We start from the raw sequence: 17,691 nt of genomic DNA, 5'->3' as shown, positions 1-17,691 counted from the left end.
ACCAACGCCAGTGGCCAGTGCGCCCATGGCCTGATCCTTGTTTAAGTAGCACCACAAAACCAATGTGGGAGCGAGCCTGCTCGCGATGAGGGGCTGACATTCAACAATGATGTTGACTGAAATGCCGCTATCGCGAGCAGGCTCGCTCCCACAGTAGGCATCACTCGTCGTTAGATGCCTTGCGGCATCTCTTCACCACCCAACGCCTCAACCATCGACGGCAGGAAGTCGCCGAAGGTCAGCATCATTAGCGTGAAGCTGGCGTCCAGTTGGCCCAGGGCTTCGTCGCCCCCGTCCTGTTCTGCCTGATCTTGCAGCAGGTCTTCGAACTTCAGGCGCTTGACCACCATTTTGTCGTCAAGCACGAACGACAGTTTGTCCTGCCAGGCCAGCGACAGTTGAGTGACTACTTTGCCGGTGCTCAGGTGCAGCTGGATTTCTTCGCTGGTCAGGTCCTGACGCTTGCAGCGCACGATGCCGCCGTCTTCATGGGTGTCGCGCAGTTCGCACTCGTCCAGCACGAAGAAATCATTCGCGGCTTTCTGAGTGGTCACCCACTCGGTCATGGTGGCAGTCGGCGATATTTTCACCGTCAACGGACGCACTGGCAGCGAGCCGATCACTTCGCGCAAGGTGGAGAGCAGGTCTTCGGCGCGTTTCGGGCTGGCCGAGTTAACCAGGATCAGGCCCTGTTTCGGTGCGATAGCGGCGAAGGTCGACGAGCGGCGAATAAAGGCGCGGGGCAGGAAGGCCTGGATGATTTCATCCTTGATCTGATCGCGTTCCTTTTTGTAGACCTTGCGCATTTGTTCGGCTTCGATCTCGTCGACCTTTTCCTTCACTGCGTCACGCACGACGCTGCCCGGCAGAATGCGCTCTTCCTTACGGGCGGCGATCAGCAGGAAATCACCGCTGATGTGCACCAGCGGCGCGTCTTCGCCCTTGCCGAACGGCGCGACGAAACCGTAGGTGGTCAACTCCTGGCTTGCACACGGACGCGCCAGTTTGGTGGCCAGTGCAGTTTCCAACGCCTCGGCATCAAAAGGCAGATCTTGGGTCAGGCGATAGATAAGCAGGTTTTTGAACCACATGGGGTGAGTCTCTCCTTTAAACAAAGGGGGGCATTATTGTCCTCCGTGTGCCATAGGCCAACCCTTCTCTAAGCCTTTGGAAGGCCTGAGAAAATTAATTAAAAAAGTGCTTGCCAGAGGTTGGGTCGCTCCGTAGAATGCGCGCCACACCGAAAGTGAAGGGTGATTAGCTCAGCTGGGAGAGCGTCTGCCTTACAAGCAGAATGTCGGCGGTTCGATCCCGTCATCACCCACCATTCGCTTTAGTGTTACGCGCAGCGGTAGTTCAGTCGGTTAGAATACCGGCCTGTCACGCCGGGGGTCGCGGGTTCGAGTCCCGTCCGCTGCGCCATATTCGGTAACCTGGAACGCTGAACGCCAGGTCACCACGGAAAAGCCCGCTTACGCGGGTTTTTTTCTGTCTGAAGTTCCTGCAGGGTGTGTCGTTTTACCGGTTTTCAAATTTTTTTGATTTTTTATCAATTAAATCAACACTTTATGAAAATCTGTGGCACAATGCGCCCCGCAACGAAGGTAAAGGGTGATTAGCTCAGCTGGGAGAGCGTCTGCCTTACAAGCAGAATGTCGGCGGTTCGATCCCGTCATCACCCACCACTTACTTTCAACGCTACGCGCAGCGGTAGTTCAGTCGGTTAGAATACCGGCCTGTCACGCCGGGGGTCGCGGGTTCGAGTCCCGTCCGCTGCGCCATATTCGGTATCTGGAACGCTGAACGCCAGATCACCACAGAAAGCCCGCTTAATGCGGGCTTTTTGCTGTCTGGGATTTGGCTTTGTGCTGACCTTTCACTGAAAAGCGATCTGTTCGGGTCATGCCAGTAATTTCCATCATGCCTTACGCCTCAGGCCTCACGCCTTGTAGCAGCTGCCGAAGGCTGCGTAGCAGTCGTAAAGCAGACCTCGGTGTGTCAGGCAGACTTCGTCAGTCGATTTCACGACTGCTTCGCAGCCGAACGCAGGCTTCGCCAGCTGCTACAGATCTCATTCCGGCTTAAGTGTCTTGTTCATTGTTCGGCATTGCGACTGTGCCGATAGTCGCTGACGGCCTCATACACCGCTTTGCGCAACCGGTTGATCCCGCCAATCGGCCTATGGGCTTCAAGGCCGAACCATGGATTGAACGACAGGTTGTCGCATTGCAGGTTCAGCGCCGGCGTGTCGAAATCCTGAGCAGGCAGTTTGATCCGGGCTACGGTTTCATAGGGCGCGTCGCTTTCGCTCCATTCGATACTGGTATCTTCAATGGGCATGTACTTGCCCGCATCCTGACGCTGGATCTGTAAGACGAAACACGCTGGCACCCGATCGGTCGATAACTGCTGGTTCAGCGCACTGCGCAGAAAGTTTGGCAAGTTTTGATTTTGTGTGGGTAGCGCGTAGGCCGGGCAGCTATCGGGATCCGGCATCACACGGAATTTAGCGTTGGCATCACCGAACTTGTACGGCGAAACCGAAAAGTAAGTGGTCTGCGTCGGGCTTGTCGGAGCAGGGGAGAGCGTCGCCAGCGCAATGAACAGATGGCGAACCTGCCACGTGCGTGGGTCCCAGCCCGGGAAGAATGCCATCGCCTTTTTGCCATCAGCTTGAGCGGCCACATTCTGACGATACTCAGCGACATCGCTGACAAAGAAATTCGGATGGTTGAACATCACGAAGTCCTGTTCGCTGCGCCCTTGTCGGTCACTCAGCAACTGTTTGCCAGGCACATCAAGCAGTTTGATCGCCATGCCCCGAGCATCGCGGATGCTATCGAACTGCGGATACGCATTGCCGTTGGACAGCCGGATCGTCGCTTGCCAGGTTTTGCCCGGTTCGCTGAACACGCCTTGGCGTAACTCAGCCGTCAAATCCGACAGCACCTGTACCTCGGCCTTCACGCAGCCATGGGCCTTGGCATGGGCATCGCGCAGGTAACGGGTGCTTTCACGGTGTTGATCGACGATACGCACGGCCGTCTGGATGATGTCCTGGGTCATTGCTGCTTCGCCGTCCGGAATCAGTTCTTCAGCCGATACCGGGCCGCGATGCTGCCAGGCAGACCAGGCCATGATCAGCGCCCAGCCGAGCAGGCCCAGACCCAACAACCACAGCAGGGTTTTGCCCAGGAAGGCGCCCAGGCGCAACCAGAGAGTGATCAGCATGGGTCAATCCTTTTGACTGAGGCGGCGATCGGGCAACTGCGACTCCATCGGGCCGCCCAACACTTTCAGGTATTCCAGCAGCGCCCAGCGTTCCTCCGGCTGCAGCAGGCGACCAATGACGCCATTGCCGCGATCACCTGCGCGGAACTCGTGGCCGGTGTTGTGATTACCGGTAATGCGCGTGTCGAATACAAAACCGTTGGTGAAGGCTTCGGTGCGATAGCCCAGATGTTTAGGGTCATATTCGAAAGTGCCCTTGTAGAACGTGGTAGCGCGTTCACTTTGTGGCGAGAGCAATTGATAAAGGCTGGGTACCGAACCGTTGTGCAGGAATGGCGGCGTGGCCCAGACGCCCGCCAAAGGTCGGGCTTTGTAGCTACGCAACTCCTGCACGCCGATCGGCAGGCCGAATCCATCCAGGTCCGGGCGCTCTGCGGGTGTCACATTGGCTTCGCGGTAGGCCTGGTTGCCCACGAAAGCAGTGACGTAAGCCAGTCCCTTGGCCACGGACAATTGGCTCATATCCAAGGGTTCTGTGGGTTTGGGATGCAGTTGTACGTCCAGTTGCGCAAGCTCCGCCGGGTCCCACTGTAAAGCCGTCAGATCGAAGCGGTGATCGGCAATGTTGTTGGCGGCGCCGGGGTCTGTGCCGATGACCTCCACAGGCAGCAACTTCAAATGTTGCACGGGTCTGCCGTCGCTTTGGGTCACACGGGGGACATGACATCCTGCGCAGTTTTCAGCGAACAGTTCGCGGCCTTTTGCGGCCACGGGCATGTCAATGTGGCCCAACAGGGCTTCCGGCCAGACGGGCGGTTTGAGTCGCTGTAAGGTTTGCTCGATCCGATGCAGATCGCGCACCCGGACGCTGGAGGGGTAGCGGTCGTCGCCCTTGAGCGGCTGTCCGCTGCTGTCGAAGAAATTCAGCGTGGCGCCCACACCCAGGGCCTCACCGATATTACGGGCCATCGGTTGCTGCGCCGAACCGTTCCACTGCACCCAGTCGAATGTCCACATGTCCCACAGTTGCGGGTAGTCCACCGGAGCGTTGGCCACCCGGTAGTTGGCGGGTGAAATCGCGTCGCCAAAGCTGGCGTTGGCAATACGCCCGAAAGCATCGGTGCGGCCCGGGCCTTCTTCAGTGGGATAGAGGCCGCGATGGGTGTCGTTCCAGGCCACTTTCAAGAAAGTATCGAGTGAAACTTTGAAATCCTGGCGCAGTTGTTGATGCCGTGCCTCGTAGTCCTGACCCAAAACGTTGCGGGCGAAACGTTCGAATTTCCAGGGGTTGTAGTAAGTCGAGGCGAGACTGGCCACCAGTGCCTGACCGAAACTGCCACCCCGAAGGGTCGGGACACTGGAGGGCAATACATGCTGGGCCGAGCCGCCATCGATGCGCACAGCCTGGCCATTGAAGCGTAGTTCGCCGGTATGGCAGGCGGCGCATGTGATGTCCAGGAATTCGTCCTGGCTGCCGGGGTTTTGATGACGGGCAAAACCGACGGGCAAGTTACCGGGATTGCTCGACGTGGCTTTCTGGCTCGGATCGATCAGAAAACCAAAGCGTGCGAGGTATTCAGGAGCGGCGAATCGTTCTTGTGAGAAGGGCAATTCCAGGGCGTTGAACCAGTCATAGCGCAAGCCTTTGACCTGGGTACCCTGAGGGGTGAAGTAGTAAGCCTGTCGGTCGGCGGCACTCCATTGCTCCAGGTAATTTACCTGTTGCGCGGGTGACCAGGCTGGCAATTTCGGGTTGGCGACGTAATACAGCACGACGGCGAGGCCCAGCCCCAGCAAGACTGCGATCAGAATCAGCAAGCGGAATATGAGGCGCACGATAAACATCCTTGTCAGTTTGTTAGCTCCCTTATGCCTCAGCTCACGAAGTGCGGCAAGAGGCCATTACGCCAGAGTCTGTGGGAACCGGCGCTTGAGTCCGTAAGAGCGAAATGACAGAAGCTTCATCCTTCTATAGCTAAAATGCGTTTAAACACCTGAACTTATCAGACGTTTCCTGCTCTCATGCCGGTAGCCATTGGTCGTGGCGGCCTGATAAGCTCGCGGCTTTACTCGATTGCCCTTTAGGCGCATGAACAAGGAAATAGCATGAAACAGCATCGGTTGGCGGCGGCGGTGGCCCTGGTTGGCCTGGTACTTGCGGGTTGTGATTCACAGACCAGCGTAGAGCTGAAAACCCCGGCGCAAAAAGCTTCCTACGGTATCGGCCTGAACATGGGCAAAAGCCTGGCTCAGGAAGGCATGGATGACCTGGATTCCAAAGCGGTAGCCCAGGGCATCGAAGATGCCGTCGGCAAGAAAGAACAGAAGCTGAAAGATGAAGAGCTGGTTGAAGCCTTCGCTGCATTGCAAAAGCGTGCTGAAGAGCGTTTGGCCAAGATGAGCGAAGAGTCGGCAGCCGCTGGCAAGAAATTCCTCGAAGAGAACGGCAAGAAAGCGGGTGTCACCACCACAGCTTCCGGCCTGCAATACGAAGTGATCAAAAAAGCCGATGGCGCTCAGCCTAAGCCGACTGACGTAGTGACTGTTCACTACACCGGTAAGCTGACCAATGGCACCGTTTTCGACAGTTCCGTCGAGCGCGGCAGCCCGATCGATCTGCCGGTCAGCGGTGTGATTCCGGGTTGGGTCGAAGGCCTGCAACTGATGCACGTTGGCGAGAAGTACAAATTGTACATCCCTAGCGAACTGGCTTACGGCGCTCAAAGCCCAAGCCCGGCGATTCCAGCCAACTCGGTGCTGGTATTCGACCTGGAGCTGCTGGCCATCAAGGATCCAGCCAAACAAGACGCCCCTCAGTAATTCGCGTCTGCTTTACAAACAACGCCTCGCTTATGCGGGGCGTTGTTGCATCTGGCGTTCAGTGGAGGTAAACAAAGCGAACGGATGCGGTACGCTGAAGTCATAGCCAGTGAGAGCGCTCGAGCTAGACGGGCCAGAACGCCAAGTCAATGAAATCTTGGGTTTTTTTATGTGAGTAAAAAACGCCCGATCTGAGTCAGGCCCTTATGAAACGGGGCTTTCAGCGTAGAAATGCAGCTCTGTTCACAAGGTTATCCACAATTTGTGTGGATAACATTTCAGTGGGAGTAATAAATGAAAACGCCCTGGAATTTTGCTCGTTTCCTGCCTCTGGCTGGACGCCTGCTCGCCCGTGGTCGTTTGCCGACCCTGCTGTTCGCGGTTGCCAGCAAAGGTGCCAGTCAGGGCAATCGTCTGGGCAAGCTCAAAGACGATCTGCGCCTGTTGCAGGCTCTTTGCCTGGCTTACTGGCGTGGCGAATACCGGGCCATCAGCCCGAAAGCACTGGTTTCGGTGGTGGCCGGCCTGATGTATTTCCTGAGCCCCGTCGATGCGATCCCGGATTTCCTTCCCATGTTTGGCATGCTCGACGACATTGCCGTGCTGGCCTGGTTGATGAAAGTCCTTGATGACGAGCTCAATGCCTTCCGCGCCTGGCGCAAACGTCAGCCGCCGGAGAAGCTCGCGGTCGTCGAACGCTTGCCTGATACCTCTGAACAATTACAGCTGCAGGGACCGAAAAAAAACTGAGTCCATTCAGAATCCTCCACATATTCATACCGCCCCGCGACCTTGGTCGCTGTTAGGATTACACTTCTAAGGAAAAGCGCCGACTCGCTAAGTGTCGTTGTCCTACGGGGTGGTCATGGATATTCAGATAATTACACGCGAAGGCGAGCCCGAATATGCGGTTCTGCCATGGGCTCAGTATCAGGCTCTACTGAAAGCAGCAGGCATCAAGCAACAACCACCGCGTGACGCCACAGTGCCTCCCGCGGCGGCACCAGACCAGATTCTTCCGGGTCTGGATCAACTACGCAATTTGCGCGAAGGGAAGGGCATCGCCATTGAGGCGCTCGCCCGCACGGTAGGCATCAGCCCGTCATATCTCGCCTTGATCGAAAGCGGAGAGCGTCAACCTGACGCTGCTATTCGCCGCAGCCTCGCCTGGGAATTGACGGTGCCAGGATGGAGGGATGAATCGTGAGCGTACGCATCAGTCGTCAACATTGGGACGGATTGTTGGGGGAGCTGGATCAGGCGCGTCGTCAGCGCCATCTTTTGACTTATCGGGCGTTGCTGGAGCGTTTGCAGCTCCCCACGCCGGCCATGCAAACCTTGACCGCAGCCCTTGAGCACCTGGCCGCACTGGATGCCAGAGCCGAGCAGCCGTTGCGCAGCTCGTTGGTGATCAGCCAGGGCGCGAGTCGCTTGCCGCGCACCGGCTTCTTCGAATGTGTCGAGCGCCTCGGGCGCTTCTCCGGACCGTCCGATGGCGTGGCTGCCGCGTCCTGGCATGCCTCGGAAGTGGTGCGAGTGTTCGAATACGAGTACCCCGAATCGGCGGAAGCCTGAGTGTTTTTGCGACTCAAGGCGCGGGCCGGTTACTGGCTGGCCCGCCGGTTGTTCCATTGGTCGTGGTTTGTGCGTCAACCGAGAGGCTGGAGCTGGCTCGAGGGCCAGTTTGCGCGTATGGCGAACCTGGGTGATGTCGGCGCCCAGAGCTTCTATGGCCACATTCTGACCTTTCGCGGCGTCGGTCTTGGGGCACGCGAGGAAGGTGTGCGATTACTGCGCCTGGCGGCGTTGGCGGGGGATGGCAAGGCGGCCTATCAGGTGGGCGTGATCTGCCTGGCCGGCACGCCGGGCAAGGCGCCGGATCCGGTGGAAGCGGCTCGCTGGTGGGAAATGGCGGCGAAGGCCGGGCATCCGTTGGCTGAACTCAAGTTGAAAGAGCTGGCGTCTCGTGGTGCTGCGGATTAAGCAATCAAGTGTCTGACAAATGAACGTGGCGAGGGGGGAAACCTACCGCCACGTTTGCGTTTCTGCCTGCTCGTAGATGGCGTAGCCACTAAAAGAATCGCCCTACATCAACATCATCCTTTCCCGACTTCTTTCCTGATTGATCCCCCGCAAAGTCTCGCGCGTTTATTGCCGTGTAGATCCATCGGAGATTTCCTTCAAGTTGTAGCGGATTGCATGAACTGGTGCGCGATGCGCTCCATCGATAGTCTTGGGGGTGTCACTGCAAATTCAGTGACAGGGCGTGGAAGCCCTTCTATCGTTAGGCGCATCAAGCGCCACCAGTGCGGCGTTTTTTATCGTCTGTGTTTTATGGTGGCTGTGCGCGGGGCGCTTTCGAGTGCGCCAGGTGCCTAACGTCCTGGTCTTCCACACCTGCGTACAGCCGCCACCTATTGCGTGGAAGTGATTTCTGGCGGCTCCAATCCATACGTTAGGAGCCAAACAATGACAGCAATTACCCCTGATCCACCCTACGAAAAACCAATTCCACACCCCAAAAACCGCTTCATGGCACTCACCAGCAACTGCAACGACATGCCCACGCTGTTCGTCGATACCCACGCCCCGCTCGATATCTTGACCGACGCTGCCAGCTACCGAATCCGCGCCGTCACCCAGGTACTTGAAAACCTGTCCATGCGCGGCTCAGTCGAGTGTGATGCGACGATACTCAGTGACTTTGCCTTGCTCTGCGCCATTCCGCTGCGCGATGGCTGCGATGTGCTGGATGTAATTGGGCGGCGGTTGCGGGCGCGGTCTTCGGAGTAGCGCCGAACGGTTTTGTGGTGAGGGGCTTGCCCGCGAAGAATGCACCGCGGTTCTTCAGGTAGTACGCGTTATCGTTCTTCGCGGGCAAGCCACGCTCCCACAGGTTCTGCGTCTTAACTTGCCGGCCCTTGCCACACTTGCCACAAGAGCAAGATCAAAAGATCGCAGCCTTCGGCAGCTCCTACATTGAATGGCGTACATCCTGTAGGAGCTGCCGAAGGCTGCGATCTTTTTTGAGCGGCAATCACCGATGCCCGGCAACCAACGCTTCCTCGACTGTTGGCACCGCCAGGCTATCAATCACATGCACGCTATACCCCGGCACATTCTTCGCGTGATGCTTGGCTTGCGATGCCATCTCTGCCAATCGACTCGCATCGAGCCGTGCACAGGCTTGTGGTTGTAAATGCACCACACCGATGGACAGTGACAGCAGGGCAAATTCCTGTTTTACGCCCTGGCGGTTGGGGGCGATGAAGCAGCCGGCTTCCAGGTGTTCACTGCGGTAGAAGCGTCGGCATTGGCTGTGGAAGTCGTCCAGCAGTTGGTTCAGGCGTTTGCGCCAGTCTTCCGGGCCGAGTACCAGCAGGAAGTCGTCGCCGCCGATATGGCCGACGAAGTCGCGGGAAGGGTCGACGCGGTCGTTCAGGCATTGCGCCAGGCACAGTAGGACTTCATCCCCGCGACCGTAGCCGTAGATGTCGTTGAAGGGTTTGAAGCTGTCGATGTCGACGTAGCAGATCACCGATTCCCGTTCCTGTTGCAGCAGCCGTGTCAGGCATTGCTGGATGGGTACGTTGCCCGGTAGCAGGGTCAGCGGGTTGGCGTAGCGGGCTTGCTGGATTTTCAGTTCGGTAATCAGCTTGAGCACGTCGATTACCCGGCCCAGCCCCAAATAGCCGCCGTTGAGGGTGATGATGAAGTCTTCTTCGATGCGCTGGCGGGCGCGGCTGGTGATCAAGCGGCTGACCTGTTGCAGCGACTGGCTCAATTCCACAGCGAGGAAATCGTCGCTCATCAAACGACTGATGGGCTTGCGGGCGAACAGGTCGGTGGCGAAGGGCTTGAGCAGGGCATCCGAGAGCGAATGACGGTGGACGATGCCACAGGGCTGGCCCTGTTTGTCGAGCACCGCCAGGGAGTTGAGGTTGGCCTGGCGGCGGAAGGCTTCCAGTACGGTGGCGGTCGGGGTGTCGCTGGTCACCGCCGGTTGGTCGTTGAGCAGGGCGCTGAGGTCGCTGACTTCCTCGCTCAGTATCGTGGCGACGCTGTTGGGTTTGGGCATCAAGGTCTGGGCATCGCGGGGCGGCTGCTCCTGGGGCCGGCAAAGCAGATAACCCTGGACCAGATCGACACCCATTTCGGTCAGCACGGCGAGTTCTTCCCGCAATTCGATGCCTTCAGCGATCACTTTTGCCCGGGAAGCCTTGGCGATCTGCAAGATTGAGCCAACGAATTCACGCTTGAGCGCGTCCTGATGAATGCCGTCGATAAAATGCCGATCGATTTTGACGTAGTCTGGGCGCAACTCAGACCAGAGTCGCAAGCTCGAATAACCGGCACCCAGATCATCCAGTGCAATGGAAAAGCCCATTGCCCGATAGTGATGCAGGGCGTTTTGCAGCAACTGGAAATCGTCGGTCGGGGTCTGTTCGGTGAGTTCGATGACCACCTGGCTCGGTGGGATGCCGAAATCCTGCAGCAGTTGCAGGGTGCGCCCAGGTTGGTGGGCGGCTTCGAGCAGGGATTCCGGGGATACGTTGAGGAAGAGTTTGCCGGGCAGTTGCTGCTCATTGAAACGACGGCAAGCATTTTGACGGCAAGCGATCTCCAGTTCGCTGAGACGACCGGCCTGGCGGGCTACCGCGAACAGGGCGACGGGGGAGTGCAGCGGACTGTTGGAAGGGCCGCGGCTGAGGGCTTCGTAGCCGACGATACGTCGTTCAGAGAGGGAAATGATCGGCTGGAACAGGCTGTGCAAACCGCTTTGAGTCAATATCGAGCTCAAGGCACTCAGCTGTTCGGTCGTGGTCATGGCGTTCTCTGGCGATAAAAAAAGGACCGGGTGCAAGCTGCACCCAGTCCTTTATTTCACGACAGAATGATGTCTGTTTGATGACGCTCCGGGGAGCGTCAGCATTAAATTGCCATCATCCTGACTGTAGCCACTTAGTGCTTGGCAACAGCGGTGTTGAGTTTCAAGTAATCCAGCAGAATCCGCCCGGTCTCGCTCAGATAAGCATCGTCTTCTGGCTTGGTCTTGTCCGGCTCGCCCGCGAGGGCATCTTCGTCTTCTTTCTTCAGCTCTTTGAGGGGTTCTTCGCCCTTGGCCTTGCGACGCAGGTTTTCCATGGCCAGTTGCTTGGCTTCGATATCGGCATGTTGTGCGCGACGCTCGGCTTCATTGAGGCTGACGGTTTTTTCGCTCATCAACTTTTGCGCCAGGGCCAGCTTGTCACGGATAAAGACAAATTCCGCGTCCTTGGCCGTGCGCATCTCATGCTCGGACTTGAGCTGCGTGATGTACGGTTTGAACGGGTCAAGCGCAGGCTTGATGGCCGCACGGATGGTGTCCCACGGCATGGCTTCCGGCAGGGCGCTTTCGCCGATTTCCTTGGTGTCGATGATCGACGGGTAATCGATGTCCGGCAGCACGCCCTGATGCTGGGTGCTTTGGCCGGAAACCCGGTAGAACTTGGCCAGGGTCAGTTTCAGTTCGCCATGGTTCAGCGGCTGAATGGTCTGCACGGTGCCTTTGCCGAAGGTCTGGCCGCCGATGACCAGCGCGCGGTGGTAGTCCTGCATGGCGCCGGCGAAAATCTCCGAAGCCGAGGCAGACAAACGGTTGACCAGCAACACCATCGGGCCTTTGTAGAACGCGCCCGGGTTTTCATCTTCCAGCACATCGACCCGGCCGTCGGCGTTACGCACCAGTACGGTCGGACCTTTGTCGATGAACAGGCTGGTCAGCTCGGTGGCTTCCTGCAAGGAACCGCCGCCGTTGTTGCGCAGGTCGATGACCACGCCGTCGACCTTGTCTTTCTGCAACTCGGTCAGCAACTTCTTCACGTCGCGAGTGGTGCTCTTGTAGTCCGGATCGCCAGCACGGAAAGCCTTGAAGTCCAGGTAAAAGGCCGGGATCTCGATGACGCCGAGTTTGTAGTCCTTGCCATCCTGCTTGAGGTTGAGGACTGACTTCTTCACCGCCTGATCTTCGAGCTTCACCGCTTCGCGGGTAATCGGCACGATCTTGGTGGTCTGGTCGTTTGGCGCATTGCTGGCCGGAATCACTTCCAGGCGCACCACGGTGCCTTTGGGGCCACGAATCAGCTTGACCACTTCATCCAGGCGCCAGCCGACTACGTCGACCATTTCCTTGTTGCCTTGAGCCACGCCGATGATCTTGTCGGCCGGTGCAACCTGTTTGGTTTTGTCGGCCGGGCCGGCAGGCACCAGGCGCACGACTTTCACTTGATCGTTATCGCTCTGCAACACAGCGCCGATGCCCTCCAGGGACAGGCTCATGTTGATGTCGAAGTTTTCCGCGTTATCCGGCGACAGATAGTTGGTGTGCGGGTCGTAGGACATGGCGAAGGTGTTGATGTACGCCTGGAAGATGTCTTCCGCACGGGTCTGGTCCAGACGCGACAGCTGATTCTTGTAACGCTTGGTCAGGGTTTCCTGAATCTGCTTCGGCTCTTTGCCGGAGATCTTCATCCGCAGCACTTCGTCTTTGACGCGTTTGCGCCATAGATCGTCCAGCTCGGCGGTGGTCTTGAGCCAAGGGGCGTCCTTGCGATCGACCAGCAAGGTTTCCCTGGCGGTGAAGTCGATCTTGTCGACGCCCTTGTTCAGCTCGGCAAGGGCAAAGTCCAGACGCGCCTTGACGCGGTCCAGGTAGCGCTTGTAGATGGTGAACCCGGCGTTCAGGTCGCCGCTTTTGAGGTAGTCGTCAAACTGGGTTTTCCATTTGTCGAATTCGGCAATATCGCTGGCCATGAAATAGCTGCGCGATGGATCCAGCAGCTTGATATAGCTGTCGTAGATGATCACGGAGCGCGCATCGTCGAGCGGTGGTTTGCTGTAATGGTGACGCTTGAGCAATTCGACGACGTTCAGACTGGCGATTACTTCGTCACGATCGGGCTGAAGCTTGTCCCAGCTGTTGGCTGCGAACGAATGGCTCGACATCGGCAAAAGACCGAGACCAATGACAAGAGCGAGGGCGGTGCTGGGGAGCAGATGCTTCATGCTGATTCGACGCGGGGACAATTGATAACGCATATTAGGCCGTCTTTGAAGTCGCCGGATCCACAAGGACCGGTCGCATAATGCAAAAAGCCCGGTGCTACAAGCTTCGGGCTCAGTCCAGACTCACTATGGAGGCACTGTGAAAGCATTGCAAGGCGTTGAGGGGCGAGTGGAGTGGGTTGAAGAGCCGAGTCCTACGTGCGATGTAGGACAAGTTCGCATTCGCGTGGCGGCAGCAGGACTTAATCGCGCCGATTTGTTACAGAAGGCGGGACTATATCCGCCCCCGCCGGGGGCCAGTCAAGTACTGGGTCTTGAGTGTTCGGGGGTGATCAGCGAGGTCGGTCCGGGCGCTTCCTGGAAGGTTGGCGATCGGGTTTGCGCCTTGCTGGCCGGGGGTGGGATGGCCGAAGAGGTAGTTGTCGACGGACGGCACGTGTTGCCGGTTCCCGACGGTTTGTCCCTGGCCGAGGCGGCGGCATTGCCGGAAGTGTATGCGACCGTTTGGCTGAATTTGTTTCAATTGGCTGCGCTCAAACCGGGTGAGAAAGTTCTCCTGCACGCCGGGGCCAGTGGAATCGGTTCAGCTGCCATTCAGCTGTGCAAGGCGTTTGGTAATCCGTGCTGGGTCAGCGTCGGTTCTGCCGAGCGTCTGGCCTATTGTGAAGCGTTGGGCGCGCAGGGCGGAGTGGTGCGCAACGGCGATCTGGACAGCTTGAATGATCTTGCGCCGTTCGACGTGATCCTCGATCCGGTGGGTGGCAGTTACGCGGCGTTGAATCTCAAGCTGCTGGCTCGCGATGGTCGTTGGGTGCTGATCGGTTTGATGGGCCGTCGTGAAGCGCAGCTGGATCTGGCGCAGGTACTGGCCAAGCGGTTGCATCTGCTGGGTTCAACCTTGCGCAACCGCGACGAGCAGTTCAAGGCCGATTTGTTCAGCGATCTTGGCCAGCATGTCTGGCCGCTGTTTGCCGAAGGGCGTTTGAGCCCGCAACTGGCCAGGACCTTTGCGATCAAGGATGCCGAAGCGGCGTTTGCGGAACTGGCGACCAATAAGGTGTCGGGCAAGCTGGTGCTGGTGATCGACGAAAGCCTGACCTGACATCGGGTTGGCAGCCAAAAGATCGCAGCCTCGCTTCGCTCGACAGCTCCTACAAATGGATTGTTTACACCTGTAGGAGCTGTCGAGCGAAGCGAGGCTGCGATCTTTTGCTTTTACTTCCAGATATGGATCGGCCAGCCGGCCTTTTCGGCGTGCTCGAGCAGCACCGGATCCGGATTCACCACATGCGGAAAGTCCACCTTCAGCAGCAGCGGCAAATCGTTGCGTGAGTCGGAATAGAAGCTCGCGCCTTCCAGGTTTTCCTCTTCGGCATCCAGCCATTCCAGCAATCGGGCGATCTTGCCTTCGCGGTAAGTCAGGGTGCCAACAGTGTTGCCGCTGTACACCCCATGCTGCAGTTCCAGCTCGATGCCGAGAATCTCGTCGATGCCCAACCGGTCGGCAATCGGCTTGACCAGATGCGTACCCGAGGCCGAGATCACCAGGATCCGGTCGCCCGCCTTGCGGTGGGCGGCGATGGCTTTGGTGGCGTCGCTGAAGATGATCGGTTCGATGAAGTCCTCTACCCAAGGCCCCACCAGATGCTCGAGTTCTTCCGGCGTGCGACCGATCATCGGTTCGAGGCTGAAGGTCATGTATTCCTCCATGCGCAACTTGCCGTGACTGTAAGCGTCCATCAGTTCGTTGTTCCGACGCATGAACGACTCTGGATCGACCCAGCCCAGGCGACCCATTTGCTCGCTCCAGAGGGTGGCGCAGTCGCCGTGGATCAGGGTTTCGTCCAGATCAAAAATTGCCAGGGCCATCGGGTTCTCTCTGAGAACAGCTGCAAGCTTCAAGCTTCAAGCTGCAAGAAGTGGATTTTGGTGATCAGCAGTCTACAACTTGAAGCTTATGGCTTGTAGCTTGCCGCTGCTTTCAAGCGACCTCACACAGGGCCGTCGGATCGATGGAAAGCGCCAGGCGTTGACCATCGGGATGCAAATCGGCGGCCGAGCGGTTCAGCACATCCACCACCAATTCCACGCCCCGGGCCTCGACCCGGTAGCGAATCACGTTACCCAACAGGCTGTGGCTGCGGATCTGCGCGTCGAGTTCACCGTTGAGGCTCAGCTCGATGGCTTCCGGGCGAATGGCGAGGCGATGGGTGATCGGTCGTTGCAGCAGTTTGCTGGCGCTTTCGGCGTCCAGCAGGTTGTAGTTGCCGATGAAGCCGGCGGCAAACACATCGACTGGCGCGGTGTAGAGGGTTTCGGCATCGCCGCTCTGTACGATCTTTCCCTCGTTCATCAGGAAGATTCGGTCAGACATGGTCAGGGCTTCTTCCTGATCGTGAGTGACGAAGATCGTGGTCAGGCCCAGTTCGCGCTGGATCTGGCGGATCTGTTCGCGCAGGTGCTTGCGAATCCGCGCATCGAGTGCCGACAGCGGTTCATCCAGCAACAACAACCGGGGTCGGGTCACCAACGAGCGAGCGAGGGCAACACGCTGGCACTGGCCGCCGGACAATTGATGTGGGTAACGGGCGGCGAAGTCTTTGAGCTCCACAAGTTGCAATACTTCGGCAACGCGCTTGTGGCTATCGTCGGCGTTGACCTTTTGCATGCGCAAGCCGAAGGCGACGTTTTGTTCCACGGTCATGTTCGGGAACAGCGCGTAACTCTGGAACACCATGCCGATCCCGCGTTTTTGCGGGCTCAGCGGGACGAGGTCCTGATCTTCCAGCAGGATCTTGCCACCGTCCACCGAGGTCAGGCCGGCGATGCAACGCAGCAAGGTGGACTTGCCGCAACCGGACGGGCCGAGAAGCGTGACGAATTCACCTTTCTTGATTTCGCAGTTGATGTCGCTGAATACCGTGGTTCCAGAATAATTTTTCTGAAGGTGTCGGACGCTGACATAGCTCATTCGCTTTTGTCCTTGTTCAAGATATTGGCCGCCCAGGTCAGAACCAGCACAAAGAAGAAGTAGGAAATCACCACCGCACTGGTGAAATGGCCGCTGCTGTTACGCATGTTGTTGAGGTAGACCTGCAGGGTTTCGTAACGGGTGCCGACGAGAATGTTGGCGAACACGAACTCGCCGAACAGGAACGAGAATGAAAGCAGCAACGCCACCATCAGACCCTTGCGCAGGTTCGGCATCACCACCAGGAATGCCGCTTGCCACGTGCTGGCGCCGAGCAGTTGCGCGGCGTCCATCAGGTCGCGCAGGTTGATTGCTTGCAGGTTATTGGTGATCGCCCGATACATGAACGGCAACGCCACGGTGAAGTAGCAACCGATCAGAATCCAAGGCGTACCGACCATCGCGATCGGCCCCGAGCCATAGAGCTGCAATAATCCCACCGACGACACCACCGGCGGCACCGCGAAGGGCAGCAGGATCAGAATGTTCATCAAGGCATCGAGTTTCGGGAAGTGGTAATGCACCACGAACAGCAGCGGCAGAATCAGCACCACCGACAGAATCAACGAGCCGACACAGACCAGCAAGGACTGACCGAACGCATCAAGAAAGCGCGGATCGCTCCACAGCTGGAGGTACCACTTGACGGTAAAACCGCTGGGCATGATCGTCGCGGACCAACTGCTGGAAATCGAGTAGATCAATGTCCCAAGCAGCGGCAGCAGCAGAATGGCAAACAGCAAATACACCACGACGCGGTGGTAAATACCGACGGGGCCCAGTTCAACGCGAGACATGGTAGCTCCTCTTCAACAGCAGCTGATGCACGATAGTCACCAGGGTCATCAACGTCACCAGCACCACGGCCAAGGCACTGGCCAGGTTCGGGTCCAGGGAAATGTCGCCGGAGACCATCGCCGCGATACGAATCGGCAATACGTTGAAGTTGCCTGTGGTCAGGGCGTAGACAGTGGCGTAGGCGCCGAGGGCGTTGGCCAGCAGGATGACGAAAGTACCGAGTAGCGCCGGGGTCAATACCGGCAAACCGATATGCCGCCAGAACTGCCAGCCATTGGCGCCGAGCAATTGCGCGGACTCGCGCCAGTCTTCGCGCAAGGCGTCGAAAGCCGGGTAGAGCAGCAGCACGCCCAAGGGAATCTGAAAGTAGGTGTAGAGAATGATCAGACCGGTTTTCGAGTACAGGTTGAAATCCTGAATGATCCCGGCCTGTTTGAGCATGATGGTGATGCTACCGTTGAACCCCAGCAAAATGATGAACGCGAAGGCCAGGGGTACGCCGGCGAAGTTGCTGGTCATGTTGGCGAAGGCGTTGACGAAGTTGCGCAGTTTCGAGTCGACCCGGCGCAAGGAGTAGGCGCCGAGTACGGCGATGATGATGCCGAACACGCTGGACCAGAAACTGATCTCGAGGCTGTGCTGAATGGCCTGCAAATAGAATTTCGAGTTGAAGATCTTGCTGAAGTTGGCCAGGCCCCAGCCGAATTCTTCCGATTCCAGGCTATTGATCATCACCCAGAGCAGCGGGGCGATCTGGAATATGAAGAAGAAAATCGCGAAGGGCACCAGGCACAGGGCGGCCAGCCATTTACCGCGGGTCATGGCGT

At 57.9% G+C, this 17,691-nt stretch carries 16 protein-coding genes and 4 tRNA genes; 11 read left to right on the top strand and 9 right to left on the bottom strand.

The features are described from left to right. Positions 1–170: 170 nt before the first annotated feature. Positions 171–1,091: a recombination-associated protein RdgC gene (gene rdgC / locus FHW68_RS24295; protein ID WP_095634568.1), complete on the bottom strand. Its 921-nt coding sequence runs from the start codon at positions 1,089–1,091 to the stop codon at positions 171–173. A 160-nt stretch (positions 1,092–1,251) separates the two neighbouring features. Here rdgC and FHW68_RS24290 point away from each other — a divergent pair. The 4 genes from FHW68_RS24290 (at position 1,252) to FHW68_RS24275 (ending at position 1,781) form a co-directional block, all read left to right on the top strand. Next, positions 1,252–1,327, top strand: a tRNA-Val gene (locus tag FHW68_RS24290). 18 nt (positions 1,328–1,345) lie between these two features. After that, positions 1,346–1,422 (top strand) — tRNA-Asp (locus tag FHW68_RS24285). A 187-nt stretch (positions 1,423–1,609) separates the two neighbouring features. Continuing rightward, positions 1,610–1,685, top strand: a tRNA-Val gene (locus FHW68_RS24280). A gap of 19 nt (positions 1,686–1,704) precedes the next feature. Next, positions 1,705–1,781 (top strand) — tRNA-Asp (locus tag FHW68_RS24275). Between the two features lie 313 nt (positions 1,782–2,094). Here the strand turns inward: FHW68_RS24275 and FHW68_RS24270 are convergent. Both FHW68_RS24270 and FHW68_RS24265 read right to left on the bottom strand, forming a co-directional pair. After that, positions 2,095–3,231: a catalase family protein gene (locus FHW68_RS24270; RefSeq protein WP_095633736.1), complete on the bottom strand. Its 1,137-nt coding sequence runs from the start codon at positions 3,229–3,231 to the stop codon at positions 2,095–2,097. A 3-nt stretch (positions 3,232–3,234) separates the two neighbouring features. Next, positions 3,235–5,067 carry a di-heme-cytochrome C peroxidase gene (locus tag FHW68_RS24265; protein WP_183683483.1) on the bottom strand — a complete coding sequence of 611 codons (1,833 nt, stop codon included), beginning with the start codon at positions 5,065–5,067 and terminating at the stop codon, positions 3,235–3,237. 270 nt (positions 5,068–5,337) lie between these two features. Here FHW68_RS24265 and FHW68_RS24260 point away from each other — a divergent pair, with 270 nt between their 5' ends. From FHW68_RS24260 to FHW68_RS24235, 6 genes are all read left to right on the top strand, one after another. Next, entirely contained in the window at positions 5,338–6,051 is a 714-nt protein-coding gene (locus FHW68_RS24260) for an FKBP-type peptidyl-prolyl cis-trans isomerase (RefSeq protein ID WP_095633737.1), read from the top strand. A 294-nt stretch (positions 6,052–6,345) separates the two neighbouring features. Beyond that, positions 6,346–6,801 carry a YkvA family protein gene (locus FHW68_RS24255; protein WP_183683481.1) on the top strand — a complete coding sequence of 152 codons (456 nt, stop codon included), beginning with the start codon at positions 6,346–6,348 and terminating at the stop codon, positions 6,799–6,801. Between the two features lie 115 nt (positions 6,802–6,916). Then, positions 6,917–7,258, top strand: coding sequence for a helix-turn-helix domain-containing protein (locus FHW68_RS24250; protein WP_030131674.1), 342 nt, complete (start codon positions 6,917–6,919; stop codon positions 7,256–7,258). Beyond that, a complete protein-coding gene (locus FHW68_RS24245; RefSeq protein WP_007898892.1) occupies positions 7,255–7,626 on the top strand; it encodes a hypothetical protein in 372 nt (123 codons plus the stop codon). Before FHW68_RS24250 ends, FHW68_RS24245 begins: the two co-directional genes overlap by 4 nt. Beyond that, positions 7,627–8,034 carry an SEL1-like repeat protein gene (locus FHW68_RS24240; RefSeq protein WP_183683479.1) on the top strand — a complete coding sequence of 136 codons (408 nt, stop codon included), beginning with the start codon at positions 7,627–7,629 and terminating at the stop codon, positions 8,032–8,034. 486 nt (positions 8,035–8,520) lie between these two features. Then, positions 8,521–8,844 carry a hypothetical protein gene (locus FHW68_RS24235; RefSeq protein ID WP_183683477.1) on the top strand — a complete coding sequence of 108 codons (324 nt, stop codon included), beginning with the start codon at positions 8,521–8,523 and terminating at the stop codon, positions 8,842–8,844. 244 nt (positions 8,845–9,088) lie between these two features. Here FHW68_RS24235 and FHW68_RS24230 read toward each other — a convergent pair whose 3' ends face one another. Beyond that, positions 9,089–10,879 carry a bifunctional diguanylate cyclase/phosphodiesterase gene (locus tag FHW68_RS24230; protein ID WP_183683475.1) on the bottom strand — a complete coding sequence of 597 codons (1,791 nt, stop codon included), beginning with the start codon at positions 10,877–10,879 and terminating at the stop codon, positions 9,089–9,091. Between the two features lie 134 nt (positions 10,880–11,013). Beyond that, complete coding sequence (locus FHW68_RS24225) at positions 11,014–13,095, bottom strand: carboxy terminal-processing peptidase (RefSeq protein WP_183683473.1); 2,082 nt, start codon at positions 13,093–13,095, stop codon at positions 11,014–11,016. A 139-nt stretch (positions 13,096–13,234) separates the two neighbouring features. Here FHW68_RS24225 and FHW68_RS24220 point away from each other — a divergent pair, with 139 nt between their 5' ends. Beyond that, entirely contained in the window at positions 13,235–14,197 is a 963-nt protein-coding gene (locus tag FHW68_RS24220; RefSeq protein ID WP_183683471.1) for a zinc-binding dehydrogenase, read from the top strand. Between the two features lie 113 nt (positions 14,198–14,310). Here FHW68_RS24220 and FHW68_RS24215 read toward each other — a convergent pair whose 3' ends face one another. The 4 genes from FHW68_RS24215 to FHW68_RS24200 form a co-directional block, all read right to left on the bottom strand. Continuing rightward, complete coding sequence (locus FHW68_RS24215) at positions 14,311–14,964, bottom strand: HAD family phosphatase (protein WP_095633744.1); 654 nt, start codon at positions 14,962–14,964, stop codon at positions 14,311–14,313. Positions 14,965–15,076: 112 nt separating this feature from the next. After that, positions 15,077–16,066, bottom strand: coding sequence for an ABC transporter ATP-binding protein (locus tag FHW68_RS24210; protein WP_183683469.1), 990 nt, complete (start codon positions 16,064–16,066; stop codon positions 15,077–15,079). Further along, positions 16,063–16,863 (bottom strand): ABC transporter permease, encoded by an 801-nt coding sequence (locus FHW68_RS24205; protein WP_095633746.1) that lies wholly within the window; start codon positions 16,861–16,863, stop codon positions 16,063–16,065. The genes FHW68_RS24210 and FHW68_RS24205 overlap by 4 nt, the downstream gene beginning before the upstream one ends. Then, the gene (locus tag FHW68_RS24200; RefSeq protein ID WP_168185115.1) at positions 16,850–17,686 is read right to left on the bottom strand and encodes an ABC transporter permease subunit; all 837 of its coding nucleotides are present in this window, start codon (positions 17,684–17,686) and stop codon (positions 16,850–16,852) included. The genes FHW68_RS24205 and FHW68_RS24200 overlap by 14 nt, the downstream gene beginning before the upstream one ends. Positions 17,687–17,691 lie beyond the last annotated feature (5 nt).

This window comes from Pseudomonas sp. Tn43 (assembly GCF_014192635.1).
GTDB lineage: Bacteria > Pseudomonadota > Gammaproteobacteria > Pseudomonadales > Pseudomonadaceae > Aquipseudomonas.
This window is presented reverse-complemented; position numbering and strand designations above follow the sequence as displayed.